We start from the raw sequence: 17,702 nt of genomic DNA on the forward strand, positions 1-17,702 counted from the left end.
GGTCGGGCGGTTGCTGGAGAAGACGGTGCCGACGGAACCCGGAGAGCCGGTGTGGTTGACAGCAGTCGGACGTGACGAGGACGGCGCATGGTGAGTGGTGAGGCAGGGCGTTGAACTTCACCGTGTTGAATTTCGGCATGTTGAATCCGTTGGCGATGAATTGTGTCGCGACGCCGCTGTTTCCCGGAATCACGCCCATTCGCTCCACGTCTTTCTCGCGATTCGGTTACCCCTTCGAGGGGTCCGGATTTGCTGATTTGTTTTCGCGCATTCGTCGAGACGGGATCTCGGTGATGGCGCCGCTTCGCAGGCCGGGGGGATCAGACGGTCGGCACGCCCCATGAGGTCCGGGTCCCACGGACCTGGTGAGCGCCGGACGGGCCGACCATGAACGCCCCGACCCCGCCGCCGGTGACTCCGACTGTCGGAATCGCGCGACGATTCCGGCTCAGTGCTGCACAACGAGCGCTGTGGTTCGCCCAACAGACGGCCATGGACGTGCCGATCAACGTCGCGCAGTACGTGGAGATCGACGGACCCATCGACATCGACCTCTTCCTGCGCGTCACCGGGGACGTGGTGCGTCGCGCCCAGTTCCTCCAGGTGAGGTTCGAGGACACCGACGACGGGCTGGTGGGTGTGTACGACCCGTCGTTGCACTACTGGGCCGACGTGATCGATCTCCGGGACCGTCCCGACCCGCGTGCCGCCGCCGAGGCGATCATGCGCGAGGACTGTGCGCGACCACTGGACCCTCGGGTGGATCGCACGGCCCGCGGCTGCCTGTTCCGGCTCGCCGAGAAGAAGTTCATCGTGTACAACCGCGGTCACCACCTGCTCACGGACGGCATGGGCGGCAAGGACCGCATGGTCGAGGCAATCGCCGCCTACCATGCCGCGGTCACCGGCGGCACACCTCCGCCCGCCAAACCGGTGGACCTCGATCTGCCCGCGCGTGCCGACGACGAGTACCGCGCATCGCGTCGCTTCGACACCGACCGCGCGTACTGGCGTCAGTCCATGGCCGGAGTGGGGATCCCCGCGACGCTCGCGCATCGACGCGGCCGGCCCGAGGCACTCTCGCGACGAGTCGCGGCGCCGCTGGACACGGAGACGATGGATCTTCTCCGCCGCGCTGCCGAGGCGAACTCGACGATCCTGCCGAATGTCATCGTCGGCGCGTTCTCGGCCTACCTGTGCCGGGCCGCCGCCGAGGGCGACGAGGTGATCTTCCAGTTCCCGGTCGCCGCCCGCACCATCGCGGCGCTCCGGTCGACACCGCTGCCGGTGGCCAACATCGTTCCCCTGCGGACCGGGGTCGCGGGGCATGGATCGGTCGCCGAAGCGTTGTCCGGCAGCCAGGCGGCGCTCCTCGGTGCACTGCGGCATCAGCGTTATCGTGGCGAGGACATCTGGGCCGACGTCGCCGCCGACGAGACCAGCGGCAGGGTCCGGCGGGCCGCGGCGCAGGAGCGGTCGGGCCCGATGCTCAACCTGATGCTCTTCCAGCGCGAATTCCCCTGTGGGGAGGCGCACGGCACCTTTCACATCCTCACCGTCGGCCCCGCCGAGGACCTGGCCGTCAACATCGTCCCGGTCGCCGGTGAGGACCGGGACTCGGTGCTCATGATCGGCGTCGAGGCCAACCCCAACCGCTACGACGAGGCCGAGGTGGCCGAGCATCATCGGCAGTTCGTCGCCATGCTGCGCACCTTCGCCGACGCCCTGCTGCAGGCACCGGACACCCGCATCGACGATCTCCCGCTGGCGAATCCGGTGACGGTGGTCCGCGGCGCGATCCCCGAACCCGGGCCGGCGACCGTCCCGGAGGCGCTCGCGAGCGCGGCCGCGCGTCACGCGCATTCGCCGGTGTTCGACGAGCCGCGTACCCGTCCACTCACCTTCGGGCAATTGCACGTGCGCGCAACGGATCTCGCTGACCGCCTCCGAACCGTCGGCGTGGTTCCGGGATCCACGGTGGCCCTTGCGCTGCCGCCGGGCGTCGACCGGCTGACCGCGTGGTGGGCGATCGGGGTGAGCGGTGCCGCGGTCCTCCTGCTCGATCCGCTCGCCCCGCGGGCGGCCGTCGCGTCGTTGCCGGAGGCCACTCGTCCCGAGGTCGTCATCGCCGCGCGGTCCGAGGATGCCCCGGCATCCGAGTCCGCTCCGCGCGTGCTGACCCTCGCCGAACTCGGTGGGCTCGAGGCTTCCGGGGCGGCGGCCCGCAGGCCCGCACCGAATGACATCGCCGCATATCTCGCGATCACCGGAGCGACTTCTGAGCTCACCACCCTCGCCGTGCCCCAACGTGCGCTGGCCGCCCTGATCGCGACCGGCGTGTTCGACGCCGCCGCAACCGATCTCGAACACGGCCGGCTGTTCTTCGGCGCCCCCTCGGCGTCGTCGGCGGCCCATCTCGAGATCATCGCGGCAGCCGCGCACGGTCTGCGGCTCGTCGTGCCCGGCGCGGACGCCGTGCCCGCCACGCACGTGATCGCGACACCGGGAGATGTTCCGCGCCTGAGCGTGCAGGGACCGGTGACCTCGCTCGTGGTGGTGGGGGAGGACATCGCACCGGCCGCCCTGGTGCGCCTGGCCTTCGGCCGCGAGGTATCGGCACCGTACTGTCCGCGCGGTGCATTCGGCCCGGTGACGGTCAACCGCCGGATCGCCCGGGACGCCGCCGTCGACCACCGTTTGCCCAGCGGGACACCGCGTCCCGGTGCCGGACTCGCCGTCTTGGACCCGTCGCTGCGTCCGGTTCCGGCCGGGGTGACGGGTGATGTCTACGTGACCGGCCCGCAGGTGGCCACGGTCATCGCCGGAGATCCGGTGCACACCGCATGCACCTTCGTGGCGTGCCCGTGGGAGCGGGGAGCACGAATGCTCCACACCGGCGACCGCGGCCACTTCGATCCGGGCACAGGCTCGTTGGTGATCGACCATCACGAATATGACGTGGTGACCCTCGACGGGGTGCGCATCGACCTCGCCGCGCTCGACCGGGCGGCCGGGCAGGTCGCCGGCGTCGGGTACGCGGTCTCGGTGGTGGCGGCGGGCGGCCTCGATGTGGGCGTCGTGTGCGATTCCGACGAGGTCGACCGGCAACGCGTTCGGGCCGCGGTCCGGCGACGCGTCGACGACGAGGTGCCGGCCTCGACCCGGCCCCGTCGTGTGGTCGTCCTCGACGAGTTGCCGACCGACGTGACCGGAAACCTCGACCGGCGTGCGGCAGCCGAATCGATCGCGGCCGCACCCGAGGCGCAGACGGCGTATCGTCCGCCGTCGACGGCCACCGAGGTGGCGGTGGCCGAAGCGGTGACCGAGGTACTCGGCGTACCGCGTCCGTCGATGGACGACGAGCTCGTCCGATTGGGCGCCACCTCACTGGGATTCATGCAGCTCGCCACCCACCTCGGCAGCACCCTGCGCGTGGTGGTCAACATGCGCGACCTCGCCTCGGTGACGACACTTGCCGAGCTCGCCGCGGTCATCGAGGCCGCTGTCCCGAGGCGGACGACGTCCACCGACGGCGTCGTCGCCTATCGGCCGACCCGAGCCCAGCAGGAGATCTGGCTGCTCAACCGCGCCGACCCTCATGCGACCGTGTACCACCTGCCTGTGCGGCTCACGCTCGCCGAACAGATCTCCGCCGACGCCGTACGGATGGCGCTGATCGACGTGGCCACCCGGCACGAAGCCCTACGGACCGTGTACCCGGAGGTCGACGGGGAGCCCGTCGCGCAGGTTCGCGACCAGGACGAATCGGCTGCTGCCGCACCGGTCACCAGCGCGACCCTGGACGCCTCCGGCGTCGACCACGCGGTCTCGGCGCCGTTCGACCTGCGGACCGAGGTTCCCTGGCGAGCGGTGCTCGACGAGACCGGCGACGCCGTCGAACTGGTTCTCGTCGCCCACCACATCGCCGTCGACGAGTGGTCGCTGCACATCGTGCTGGAGGATTTCGCCCACGCGGTGCGTGCGCGTGCCGCCGGCGCAGGACCCGTCTGGGAGACCGAGGCCGTCTCGTTCAGTGCGGTCCTGGATGCGCGAGCCGCCGGCTCGACGACCGCGTCAACGCCTGCGGCGGAGGTCTTCTGGACCCGATTCCGGCGGGATGCACCGGATCGGCTCGCCTTGCCCGAACCCGCGGCGAGCACTGCGGCGGGGTCCGGACTCACCGCCGGACCGGCGGTCCACACGTGTCGGCGGATCGGGCGCGCGGTCACCGATGCCGCCGCCGCGCAAGCGCGAGAGTGCGGCACCACCGTCAACACGCTTCTGTGCGTGGCCCTCTCGGCAACCCTCGGTGAGTTCACCGACTCCGACGACGTCGTGATGTCGATGCCGGTGTCCGGGCGGTTCACCAGCGAGGAACTCCGCCCGGTCGGCATGTTCGTCGAGACGGTGCCGGTACGGGTGACCGGTGCCCGCGAGACCTCGGTCGCCGATGCGCTCGCGGTCGTCGGGGGAGACCTCGGCACCGCCGTCGCGCTGGCCGACGCCGCGCCGACCGGACTGTCCGACGTCATCTTCGCGTATCACGCGACCGCACCCGATCTCGTCGCATCGGCGGTGTTCACCGACGGTGCGACGCTGCGTACCCGCGACGCCCGAACCGCGTTGGAGTTCACCCTGATCGACGACGGGGACGGGCTGTCCGTCACCCTGACGATCGCCGAGAACCGCGTGGACGTACCGGTGGCCGCGCGACTGCTCGACAGGTTCGTGGAGGCCGTCGCGGCCCTGGCCGCCGCGGCGCCGGATCAGACCGTCGCCGAGTGTCTGTCGCCGGGCCCGGTCACCGAGCCGGGCAGCAGCCGGACCGCCGGCGTCGCTCCCGTCGGTGTCGATCCCATTCGGGCGCTCCTGCGCCACGCCGTCACACACCCCGAGGCGACCGCGGTCATCGTCGGCGACGAGACGCTCGACTACCGCGGTCTCGTCGACCGGGCTCGTGCCCTCGCGACGCGCCTCGTGTCGTTCGGGGTGCGGCCCGGCGATCGCGTGGCCCTGCTCATGGATCGTCGCGCCGACACCGTGGTGGCGATCGTCGCGACCCTGCTGGCCGACGCGGTCTACGTCCCGATCGACCCCGATCACCCGCAGGCGCGGATCGACCTGATCCTGGCCGGGACCGCCCCGGCCGCGGTCATCGACAGCCGCCTCGAGGTGACGGAAGGTCTGGGTCGTCAACGCGCGCAGCCGATGCCGGGTGCCGCCTATGTCATCCACACCTCCGGCTCCACCGGCCTGCCGAAAGCCGTGGTGGTGACCCGGCAGAACGTGGCCGCACTCCTGGGGGCAGGACTCGATCTCGTCGAGGCCTCCTCACGGGACGTCTGGGCCTGGGTGCACTCCTACGCGTTCGACTTCTCGGTCTGGGAGATCCTCGGTGCGCTTGCCTCCGGCGGCAGCGTCGTCGTGGTGGACCGTGCGACCGTGCGGGATCCCCGAGCTCTCGCCGAGACGATCGTACGGCACGGGATCACCATCCTCTCGCAGACCCCGACCGCGTTCAGCGGAATCGTCGACCTGGCAACAACTCCCGCCCCGCCGGAACTGCCGTCACTGCGGGCCGTGGTCTTCGGTGGCGAGACCCTCGCACCGAAGACGTTGCGCGCGTGGGCCGCCGAACATCCCGGTACCCGACTGGTCAACATGTACGGCATCACCGAGACGACCGTCGTCCTCACCGCCACCGACGTCGACCTCGACGACGAGCGCAGCATCATCGGCACGCCGTTCGACGGCGTCGGATGGATGGTTCTCGATCGGCGCCTGCGACCGGTGCCGACCGGCGCGGCCGGCGAGCTGTATCTCGTCGGCGAGCAGGTCGCGCTCGGCTACCTCAACGCTCTCGGCCTGACCGCGACACGGTTCGTCGCGGATCCGTCGGGGACCGGCCGGCGGATGTACCGGACCGGCGACCGGGTCCGTGAGGTGGCGCCGGGCCGACTCGCCTACCTCGGCCGCAACGACGACCAGGTCCAGATCCGTGGCCACCGTGTGGAACTCGGCGAGATCGTCTCCACCCTCCGTGGGATCCCCGGCATCGGCGATGCGCGCGTCCTGGTACGACCGGGCCGTCGCGCAGGCGACGAACAGTTGCTGGCGTTCGTGACCGAGGACGGCCTCGCCGACTTCGACGTCCTCGACGACCTCGACGAGGCGTCGATCCTGGCCGGCTGCGCCACCCGATTGCCGGGGCACGCCGTGCCGTCCCGGGTCGCGATCGTCGACGGTTGGCCGATGACCAGCACCGGGAAGATCGACCGAGACAAGCTCTTCGCGGTGATCAGCGACACCGCTCCGCCGGTCGGACGGGCACTCGGCCCGATCGAGGAGACGGTGGCGTCGGCGATCCGCGCGGTCGTCGGGGAGGACGTGGGTCACCTCGGCGCCGACACGAACTTCTTCGCCGCGGGCGGTACGTCGCTCTCGGCGGCACGCCTGGCCGCCACGCTCGCCGGGATGGGGTACCGCGTCGAGGTGGCCGACATCTTCGAGTACCCCACCGTCGCGGAACTCGCTGCCCGGCTCGCCACACCGGGGACGTCGACCGCCCCGCCGCGGTTGTCCCTGTTGTCGGACGACCGCGAGATTCCTGGAGACCTCCCGCTCACGCCCGAGCAGATGGACGTGTGGTTGCGGTGGCGGACCGAACCGGAGTTCACCGGCTACCTCCTGCCACTGGCGTTGCCGATCGACGCGACACCCGGGGACCTACGTCGTGCACTGGCCGCGATCGTGACCCGGCACGACGCACTGTGCACCGGATTCCCGATGCGCGGCGGGGTCCCGGTGCAACATCGGTGGGACGACGCCGATGTCCTCGATCACCTCGAACGGCAACTCGGTCCCGATGCCCCGGAAGTGTCGGCGTGGGACGCCTCGGTGTCGGAGCCGTCGGTGTCGGACATCTCCGGGCCGGACATCTCCGGTCCGGATGCGACCACCGTCCTCGCGTCGATGGCCACGCCCATCGACCTCGCCTCCGCGCTTCCCTGGCGGGTCCGGATCGTCCGGATCGACGGGGCCACCTGGCTTCTCGGCGTGATCCACCACATCGCCGCCGATGGTGAGTCCTTCGCGATCCTCGCCGGCGAACTCGACACCGCACTCGCCGGTGCGACGCTGCCGACGAGCGGAACGGACTATCGGCGGTACTCGGTCTGGCGGGACGAGACGCTCGAGTCGAGGCGGGCAGAGCTCACCGCGTTCTGGCGGGACGCGTTCGCCCGGCCGGTGGAACAGCTCCGGCTCCCCGAGGTGAACCTGCAGGCGGAAACCGTTGCGCCGGCGGCGGAGACGATCGTGCACCGCGCGCACGCGCATCTCGACGCGACCGTCACCGCGTCGCTCGAGGCGCTGACCGTCGCCCGGGCGTCGACCCCGTTCATCGCGGCCCACACGGCACTCGCCGCGGTACTGGCCAGGCAGTCGGGCGCACGGATGGTGACCATCGGCACCGCCCTGTCGGGTCGTCTGGACCCGGGTCTTGTCGGTGTGCCGGGGCTGTTCGCCCGCGCGGTGCCGCTGCACACGCCGATCGACCCGGAACTCACCTTCGTCGAACTCCTGTCGCGGGTGACGACGGTGGATCTCGGTGCCTTCGCCCATGCCGATCTGCCGCTCACCGAGATCTCCGAGATCGCCGACCCCGGTCGTGCCGGCGCCGGAACCCCGTTGTTCGAGGTGTCGTTCGGCGCGGTGCCGGACGCGATCGTGGAGTGGGTGGAGGCCGAGTTCCCGACCGGGTCGGCCGACAGTGCCGCCGCCGGGGTTCTGGGGATCCCGCTCTTCGGCATCGACGTCTCGATGTACCGGCACGGCGGTGCCCTGCACCTGACGATGTCCTGCACCGATTCGGTCGCGACCGCGGGCCGACTGGAGGCCCTGTGCGAGCTGGTCGTCGAGACGTTGCGACGCGGCGTGCTCGCGCCCGACGAGCCGGTCGTGTCGCTGATGAGCGCGGACGGTGAGGACGCGACGCGCCCGGAGTTCGAGCCGGAGGCCTTCGACGCGCTGCTCACGTCGTACGGTTCCGCGTCCCCGTCCGACATCGCGATCGTCGACTCGCGACATCGCATACCGGGATTCGGGGCCGAGATCACCGAGGCCGACTTCGACCGGCTGTCCACACATCTGGCGCGGCTACTGGTCGAACAGGGGGTCGGCGCGGGCGACGTGGTCGTCGAACTGCTCCCGAGATCGGCGTTCGGCATGGTCGCGACTGCCGCGATCGCCCGCGCGGGAGCGGCTTTCGTCAACATCGACCCCGCCGACCCGGTCGAGCGTCGGAACCTGATCCTCGGTCGGTGCCGTCCGTCGGTGGTGCTCACCCTCTCCGGGATCGACACGGCCGGGATCGGCACCGCGGTCGTCGCGCTCGACGACCTGTTCGCCGAGCTGCCCGCGGTGGTGCCACCCTTCGCCGACACGGAACGTATGCGGGCGGTGACACCGGACGACGTCGCCTACGTGACCTTCACCTCCGGAACGACGGGTGTGCCGAAAGGCGTCGCCGTCACCCATCGCGGTCTGGCCGGGTGGGCTCGTGACACCGTCTCACGGCTGCGTCTGAGCGCTGCTGACCGTGTGATGCACACGTACGCAACGGGTTTCGATGCACACCTGATGGGCGTCCTGCCGCCGCGGATCGCCGGTGCGACGGTGGTCATGTGCCCGCCCGATGTCATCGCGGCGGACGAACTCGCCGACCTGGTCCAGGACGCCGGTGTGACCGTCCTGCTCACCACCCCGTCGGTGCTGGCGACCCTGCGCCCCGGCGACCTACCGCACGTCCGGCACGTCGCGGTCGGCGGTGAACCGCTCGGGGCCGGTCTGATCCGTGAGTGGACCCGCGGCCGCACCCTCAGCAACGAATACGGGCCGACCGAGGCGACGGTCGCGGTGAGCAGTGCGCGGTACACCGACCCCGTCCTCGGCGCCGTGCACATCGGACGGCCACTCGACGGCGTGACCATGCACGTCCTCGACCCCATGCTGCGTCCGGTTCCGGACCACACCGTCGGAGAGCTCTACCTCTCCGGGAACTGCCTGGCACGTGGGTATCTCGACGATCCGCGGACGACCGCGGCCGCTTTCGTCGCCGGTCGGTCCGGCACGCGCATGTACCGGACCGGAGATCTGGTCCATCGCCGCGGCGACGGGACCTTCGTGATCCACGGCCGCACCGACGACCAGGTCAAGATCCGTGGAGTCCGTCTCGAACCCGCAGAGATCGATGCGGCCCTGTCCCGGCTGCCCGGTGTCGCGACCTCGGTGACCGCGGCCCGCGCCACCGCGGCCGGCGAGAAAGTCCTGGTCTCCTGGGTCGTCGGCGAGCCCGATGCCGTCCTGCGCACCGACGACCTCGCATCTCGGCTCGCGCATGTGTTGCCGCGCACCATGATTCCCGGTTCTTTCATCGAGGTCGAGGAATTGCCGATCGGCCGCAACGGTAAGATCGACGTCGCATCGCTGCCCGCACCGGACTTCGGTGCCGCCGGTGCGGTCACCGCTCGCCGCGCATTGTCGGGGGAGACCGAACTGCTCATCGCATCGGTCTGGGCGGAGGTCCTCGACCGTCCCGCCGACAGCTTCGACGCGGACTCGGATTTCTTCGCCGACGGCGGCACCTCGCTGTCGGCGACACAGGTCACCTCGAGGCTGTCCACCTCCGCCGGCGTCGATGTCGCCGCACGCCTGCTGTTCGAGACGCGGACCATCGGCGAGTTGGCCCGCAGCGTCGACGCCCTGGCCTCACAGTCGTCCGACACCGTCGCCGCACTGTTGCCGACGCCGGCGCGGCTTCCCGTACCCGATCCCTTGCCGCTGGCTTATCCGCAGCGCCGCATGTGGATTCACCACCACTTCGATCCGACCTCGACCGCCTACCACGTACCGGTGGTGATGCGGATCCGTGGTCGTGTCGACGTCGCCCGGCTGCGCAAGGCCGTCGACGAGGTCGTGGGCGCTCACGCGGTGCTCCGCACCGTCTACCCGGACTCGCCGACCGGACCGGTGCAGCGCCAGATCGAACACCGCAGCCCGGTGCTGGCGCACCGCCTCGTCGAGGTCGGTGACGATGACATCGGCACCGTGCTTCGCCAGCAGGTGACGGAATACCTGCGTGCGCCATTCGATCTCGAGAACGAACCCGGATTCCGTGCGACGGTCTTCGAGGCGGACACGTCCGAGGACACCACGGCCGACGCCCCCGAGCTGTACCTCGCGGCCGTCCTCCACCACATCGCCATCGACGGCTGGTCGATCCGCGTGCTGCTCGCCGATCTGATGCGGGCATACGAGGGTGAGCGACTGGCGGTGGCCGCCTACGAGGCCTTCACCTACGCCGACTTCGCCCAGTGGCAGATGGCGCGACTCGGTGACCCGTCCGATCGGGAGAGCCTCTACGCGCGTCAGATCAGCTACTGGACAGCGACTCTCGCCGACGTTCCGGAACCGCTACGGTTACCCGGCCACCGCGAGCACGATGCCACAGCCGGCACCGGTCGGATCACCGCGTCGGTGCCGGCACTCGCGATCCATCAGACCGCGAGGACGTTGTCGGCCACGGTCTTCCAGGTCGCGCACGCAGCTCTCTCGGCGACCCTCGGTCAGCTGACCGGCCACTGGGACATGGTGATCGGTGTCCCGGTCCACGGACGATCGGCCCCCGAATGGGAGCCGGTGGTCGGCATGTTCGTCAACACCGTCGCGCTCCGCACCCGACTCCGGCCGGACACACCGGTCCGAGACGCCGTCGAGCAGGTCCGCGACGTCGCGCTGGCCGCGCTGGCGCACAGCGACGTCCCCTATGAGGACGTCGTGCGGGCGGTCCGGCCCGCGGCCCGGAACGGCGACGATCCGCTGATCTCCGTGCTGCTCGTCAGCCAGGACGTCGTCCCCGAGGCGTCCGGTGAGATCGCCCTGGGCGGCGCGGTGGCCTCCCTCATCACCGAGGCCACCGCCACGGTCGATGCGAAGTACGACATCGAGGTGGTCCTCGCGGAGAGCGACGGCGAACTACAGGTCACGCTGGTGCATTCCGGGCAGATCCCGGACGGTGTGGCACACGCGTTGCTCGACGAGTACACGGCGGTGTTGCGCGGTGTGGGCGAGGTCGGGAAACCGTTCCCGCTCGTCGCGGTGACTGCCGGGCCCGACGGGGTCGCGGTGGCCGCACCCGACCACGGAATCGCCGAATCCGGCGACCGCACAGTCGAACTCGATGACCCCGCGCCCGGTACCGCCGATCTCGTCTCGCGAGTCGGAACGATCATGGCCGAGCTGCTCGAGGTCCCGGAGGGCTCGGTCGCGGAGTCTGCCGACTTCTTCGCTCTCGGCGGTACCTCGCTGTCGGCCACCAGGGTGACCTCCGCGCTGGGGCGCCACCTCGGCATCCGCGTGCCCACCCGTCTGCTGTTCGAGCATCCGACACCCGCCGCGCTCGCCGCCGCGGTGTCCGCGCTGGCCGACGCCGATCCGAACCACCCCGTCGATGCGGCCGAGGAGACCTTCGACCCCGCGGACGCGCTGTCGGAGGAGATCCCGTTGGCGCCGACGCAGCGCCGTATGTGGGTCGGGGCCCAGATGCTCGGGCAGGTCCCGATCTACTCGGTACCGGTCGTGGTCGGGATCCCGGCCGGGGTGACGAGCGCGGCCGTCACCGCTGCACTGGACGCACTCGTCGACCGGCACACGGCACTGCGGACCCGCTACCTGGCCACGCCCGACGGGCCGCGGCAGCGGGTCGTCGACGGATGGCGGCCGCTGGTACGGCATCTGAATGCCTCCGCGCTCACCGGCACCGCCATCGCCGACGAGTTCTCCGAACCCTTCGATCTCGCCGGGGATCCGCCGGTGCGGGTGTGGCTGCTGTCGGAGCGCAGCGTCGGAGACGCCGAAACCCCCAGCGTCGGGGACGCACCGCTCGCGGTGGTGCTCGTCGCCCACCACATCGCGATGGACGGCGAATCCGCGGCCATCGTCGAACGCGAACTCACCGCGCTTCTGACCGGGGAGGCCCTCGACCGGCAGCCGGCGGGCTTCGACGTTCTCGCGCGCCGGATGGTCGCCGAGGAACGGAACTCACGCGCCGAACTGATGCATTACTGGCGGGAGGCCCTCGACGGATACAGCGGGGAACTCGACCTCGCCGAGCATCGTCCGTCCACCCGCGACCTGCGCACCTCGGTGATCGAGTTCGCGGTCGACGACGCGCTCGCCCAATCCATCTCGTCGACGGCCCGCCGCGCACAGGCGAGTGACTTCCATCTCCTGCACGCCGCGACCGCGCTCGCGCTCGCGGCCCAGACCGGTGTCGACGACATCGCGGTGGCGACACCGGCCTCCATGCGCCGTGACGGGGACAGCGCCGGAACGGTGGGCATGCTGATCTCGACGGTTGTCCTCCGGACGCGGCTGACCGCCGGGATGACGGTCGGCGGGTTCATCGAAACCGTTCGCGACGCCGACCTCGCCGCGCTGGACCATGCGGCCATCGCCTTCGACGACGTCGTCGCACTCGTCGATCCACCGCGCGTTCCCGGGCGCCACCCCCTCGTGCAGGTGGCCTTCTCGGTGGTCGAGGCCACCGGCGTCGGCCCGGGCCCCGCCGGTTTGCCGTCGGCGCCCGGTGCGGATGCGCCGCCGGATCCCCGTGCGGATGCGCCACGCACCGCGATGGATTCGCACAGCGAGTTCGACGTGCACATCGTCGCCGTCCGTTCCGGCAACAGCTGGCGACTGCAACTTCATCACGCACGGGATCTCTTCGACGACAGCGTGATCCGCGGGCTCGGCGAGCGACTGATGGCCGCCGTCGCGGCGGTGACCGGCGACCCGGCGCGTCGTCTCGCCGCGATCGAACCCCTCACCGCGGCGGAACGCGAATTCGTCAGCCGCCGTGCACGTGTCCCCGCGCCCACCGGGACCGAACCACTGCTCGCCGACCTGTTCGCCGAAGCGGTTGCGTCGCACGGTGATCGTCCGGCGATCGCCGACGGCACGCGCACCCTCACCCATCTCGAGTTCGACGCGTGGGTGTCGGAGACGGCGCGTGCCCTCCGCGCACGCGGCCTCGGGGCGGGCGACGCGGTCGCGGTGGTCGTCCCGCGCTCCATCGAATCGGTGGTCGCCATCTGGGCGGTGAGCCGCATCGGCGGGGTCTGCGTCCCCGTCGACGTCACCTATCCCGCGGCCCGGATCGACCACGTGGTCGCCGGGGCACACGCGACGGCCATCGGTCGCGGTGACATCCCCGAACAACCGACGGGACCGGTTGCCTCGGAACCGATCACACGCGTCTCGCCGGACTCGCTGGCCTACGTCATCACGACGTCGGGCACCACCGGCACGCCGAATGTCGTCGGCGTCACCCATCGGGGCGTGCATCGCGTGGCCGCGCTCGGAGACGTGCAGTCCGGCGACCGGGTGGGGATGGCGATCAGCCCGGGCTTCGACGCGACGTTCCACGACATGCTGCTGCCGCTGGCCTCGGGCGCGACGCTCGTGGTCGTTCCCCCCGAGGTCGTCGGTGGACGCGAACTCGCCGAGTTCCTCGACCGCACCCGGGTCAGCGTGTTCACCGCGACGCCGTCGGTGATGCGGACGATGCGACCGGAATCGATCACGGCGCTGCGGCTGGTCTACATCGGCGGCGAGGCGCTGCCGGCCGACCTCGCGGCGGCCTGGTCGGAGCGGGCGCAGGTTCTGAACATCTACGGCCCGACCGAGACGACGGTGACGGTGTCCACCAGTGCCTACCGTCCGGGCGAGCCGGTGCGGCTGGGGCACCCGCGCCCCGGGATCGGCGCCGAGGTCCTCGACACCCGGCTTCGACACGTGCCGCCCGGCGTGGTCGGCGAGCTCTACGTGAGCGGAACCGGGGTCGCCCGTGGTTATCTCGGGGATCGAGCGCTGACCGCCGCGACCTTCGTCGCCGGGAACGACGGGCGTCGCCGCTACCGGACCGGCGACCTCGTGCGGTGGGATCGCGAGACCGGCGAACTGATCTACGTCGGTCGCGCCGACCGCCAGATGAAGATCCGCGGCCAGCGCGTCGAGCCCGCCGAGATCGACGCCGTCCTGGTGGGAGCCGGGGCCCGGCGCTCCGTCACAGTGCTGCGGCCCGGTCCGGCCGGTCCCGCCCTGGTGTCCTATGTGGTCTCGTCGGTGCCCGCCGACCGGCTCGCCGACACCTGCCGCGCGCTCCTGCCGCGGCACATGGTGCCCAGCCGGATCGTCGAGATGGCCGAGCTGCCCCTGAGTGGTGCGGGCAAGCTCGATCAGCGGCGTCTGCCCGAGCCGGTGTGGTCGGAATCGACCCGGGAGCCCGAGACGCCCACGGAGTCGACGGTCCGCGACGCGTTCCGGGCGGTGCTGGACGAGCACGGCGTCGGCATGGACGACGACTTCTTCGGGATGGGTGGCAATTCCCTCGCCCTTGTGCAGCTGCGCGACGAACTGACCCGCCGCACCGGGATCACCGTCGACGTCGCGGACCTGTTCACGCACCGCACGCCGGCCGAGGTCGCCCGCGTCGTCGGCGCCGTCTCCTCGGGCGGGGGCACCGGGGTCGACCAGCGCGTGGTGCCGCTCTCGCGGGTGGGAGCCCCCGCGCCCGACGCCCCCGACCCCGCTGCCCCGGGGTCCCACGGCCCGCTCGTGTGGTGTGTGCACACCGCCACGGGGATCGTCGAACCGTTCCGCGCCTTCGGCGCATCGCTGGACTCGGCCGTGGCGTACGGCCTGCAACTGCCCGAACTGGTCGTCGCCGCCCGTGCCATGCCCGCGACCCTGCCGGAGATCGCGGCCCTGCACGTCGCCGCCGTCCGGAGCCGTCAGCCGGCCGGCCCGTACCACCTGGTCGGCTGGTCACTGGGAGGGGTCATCGCACACGAGATGGCCCGTCAGCTGGTGGCGGCCGGGGAGCAGGTCGCCGTCCTGATGGTCCTCGACTCCCGGACCCCCGACGACCTGCAGGGCGTCACCGACGACGAGCTGCTCGGCGCGGACCACCCACTCCGCGCCGTGGCCGAACGACACGACCCGCAGGCAGTTCGGCGGTTCGAGGACCGGTCACGCACGCTGGCGGCCGCGCTGCGGTCCTACGAATTGGGTCCGGTGCCCGTCGGTAAGGTCATCTACGTTGCCGCCGAGGACAATCCGGACATCCAGAGCTGGGGACGGGCGGTCCGGCACGATGCCGGGACCGCGGTGCCGGAGGTGGACGTGATGCCCGCCGGTGTGACACATGCGCAACTGGGCGATCCCGACGTGATGCGTCGGCTGGCCAGGAGAATCGAGGAGGAATGGTGACCGGATCCGACCGGGACGCGACGTCGACGGGGCTGTCGATCCTGTTCGTCTGCACGGGCAACATCTGCCGCTCGCCGATCGGCGAACGCGTGCTGACCGGTCTGGCCGACCGCATGCGGGCCGCCGGCACGGAACTCGCCGTGACCGCGAGCAGTGCCGGCACCGGCGCACTCAACGGTCAGCCGATCCACCCGCATTCGGCCGCGGTTCTCACCGAACACGGTTACGACGCCTCGGGTTTCGAGTCCCGATACCTGCGTCCGCCGATGCTGGTGCAGGCCGACCTCGTGTTGTGCATGAGCCGCGACCACCGCGCCGCGGCCCAGCAGATGGCGCCCGCGCGCTGGAAGCGGGTGTTCACCCTCACCGAGTTCGCCGCGCTGTCGGAGACCGGCACCCCGGACGAGAACGGCACACTCGCAGCAATCATGGCGGGACGGGGGCGCGTCGATCCCAACTCCTCGCTCCTCGACATCGTCGACCCGATGGGCCGTCCGCGTGAGGACTTCGATCGTGTCTTCGCCGAGATCGAGCCGAAGGTCGAGACCGTCGCCGGATGGCTGGCGGCACAACAGGTCACCGAGACGACAGGGGAGAGCCGATGATCCGCCGCATCGCCGGAAACCGGGCGGTCCAGATCGTCGCCGTGATCGTGGTGCTCGCCGGCGCGCTCGTCGCCTGGCTCGCGTACTCGGCGCTGAAGGTCAAGGGCGATCTGGAGTCGGTCCGGACCGACGCCTCGAAGGCCCGGACCCTGATGCTCGACGGCGATCAGGCCGGAGCCGCGCAGGCCGCCGCGGCTGCTGCCGACAGTGCGCAGGCCGCGTCCGATCGGTCCCACGGCATCATCTGGTCCGCGGTGGCCGCGATCCCGGGGATCGGGTCTCCCCTCGAGTCGGTGCAACAGATGAGCGACGCCGTCGAGGCGCTCTCCGCCGACGTCCTCCTCCCGGCCGCGGACCTCGCCGGCGTGCTGAACCCGGATCGGCTCCGGACGGGGAACACCGTCAACCTGAAGCTGCTGCGGGAGGCACAGCCGGAACTCAGCAAGGTCGCCGCCCGCTCGACCGAGGTGGCCGGCGAGGTGGCGGCGATCGACCCGAGCTGGCTCGGCGTGGTCGCCGACGCGAGAACCCAACTCGCCGAACAGGTCGACGCAGCCGAGTCCACCCTGGTCGCCACCGACATCGCCGCGAAGCTCATCCCGCCGATGCTGGGTTCGTCGGGGCCGCGCAACTACTTCCTGGCCTTCCAGACGCCGTCGGAAGCCCGCGGAACCGGCGGCCTGGTCGGCGGTTTCGGCCTGCTCAACGCGACCGGGGGGCGCGTGACGGTTCCGGAGCTGGGGGCCAACTCGGAGTTCCGCGACCCGGCGACGCCGAAGATCAACCTGGGGCCGGAGTACGACTCGGTCTATTCGTATTACAAGCCCTACACCGACTTCCGCAACGGAAACCTCAGCGCGCACTTCCCCGACGCCGCGAAGATCTGGCTGGCCAACTGGCGCGCCCAGACCGGCCAGCAGCTCGACGGCGCCATCGCACTCGACCCGATCGCGCTGAAATACGTGCTCGAGGTCGTCGGAGCGGTGACACTGCCCGGTGGGGAGAAGATCACCGCCGACAACGTCGTGCCCATCACGCTGTCGACCTCGTATCAGCGGTTCGCCGATGACAACGAGGCGCGAAAGGCGTACCTACAGTCCATCTCCGAGGCCGTCGTCAAGAAGCTGATCACCTCGGGCGGCAGCACGCGCGGCCTGCTCGAGGCGCTCGGACGCGGCGTCCACGAACGCCGGATCATGGTCTACAGCACCACGCCCGCCGAACAGGAGATCCTCGAGACGACCAAACTCGGTCACCAGATCTCCGACACCGACGCGCCGTACCTGCAGGTGGCCATCGGCAATGCGTCGGGCAGCAAGCTCGACTACTACCTGCGTCGCGAGATCGACTACACCTCAGGCGATTGCAGCGGGGACACCCGAGAGAGCACGATCACCGTCACCCTGACCAACACCCTCGACCAGACCGGGCTCACCGACTACGTCGCCGGTGGCCTCGGCACGGAACTGGCGGTGCAGAAGGGCACCAACCTCGCCAACGTGGAGTTCCTCGCCACCAAGGGCGCGGTCCTCAAGGAGATGACTCTCGGCGACGCCGGTGCCTTCTACGTCGAACAGACCCTGCACGGCCGGCCGTACTACTCGACCCGGGTCGGCGTGGCACCGGGACAGAGCACCACGATCACGTTGAAGATCGACGAGCCGACCTCCGCGGCGGGCGAGGCCGTCGTCCCGGTTCAGCCGCTGGTCGACGACCCGACCGTCACGGTCGACGTGCCCGCGTGCGGGTCGCGGAAGTGACCGTGCC

The 17,702-nt window shown here is 70.7% G+C and carries 3 protein-coding genes; all 3 read left to right on the plus strand.

What is annotated here, in order from left to right:
* The first annotated feature begins 387 nt into the window (after positions 1–387).
* The 3 genes from IHQ52_RS08115 to IHQ52_RS08125 are packed head-to-tail and all read left to right on the plus strand — an operon-like array spanning position 388 to position 17,695.
* Positions 388–15,330: an amino acid adenylation domain-containing protein gene (locus tag IHQ52_RS08115; protein ID WP_420871238.1), complete on the plus strand. Its 14,943-nt coding sequence runs from the start codon at positions 388–390 to the stop codon at positions 15,328–15,330.
* Complete coding sequence (locus IHQ52_RS08120) at positions 15,324–15,935, plus strand: low molecular weight protein-tyrosine-phosphatase (RefSeq protein WP_006435268.1); 612 nt, start codon at positions 15,324–15,326, stop codon at positions 15,933–15,935. Before IHQ52_RS08115 ends, IHQ52_RS08120 begins: the two co-directional genes overlap by 7 nt.
* Positions 15,932–17,695 (plus strand): DUF4012 domain-containing protein, encoded by a 1,764-nt coding sequence (locus IHQ52_RS08125; RefSeq protein WP_159405528.1) that lies wholly within the window; start codon positions 15,932–15,934, stop codon positions 17,693–17,695. The genes IHQ52_RS08120 and IHQ52_RS08125 overlap by 4 nt, the downstream gene beginning before the upstream one ends.
* The last annotated feature ends 7 nt before the right edge of the window (positions 17,696–17,702 follow it).

This window comes from Gordonia amicalis, from assembly GCF_022059885.1.
GTDB lineage: Bacteria > Actinomycetota > Actinomycetes > Mycobacteriales > Mycobacteriaceae > Gordonia > Gordonia amicalis.

Coding starts and splice junctions, on each gene's coding strand:
- IHQ52_RS08125 (WP_159405528.1), top strand. CDS start 15,932: ATGATCCGCCGCATCGCCGGAAACCGGGCGGTCCAGATCGTCGCCGTG.
- IHQ52_RS08115 (WP_420871238.1), top strand. CDS start 388: ATGAACGCCCCGACCCCGCCGCCGGTGACTCCGACTGTCGGAATCGCG.
- IHQ52_RS08120 (WP_006435268.1), top strand. CDS start 15,324: ATGGTGACCGGATCCGACCGGGACGCGACGTCGACGGGGCTGTCGATC.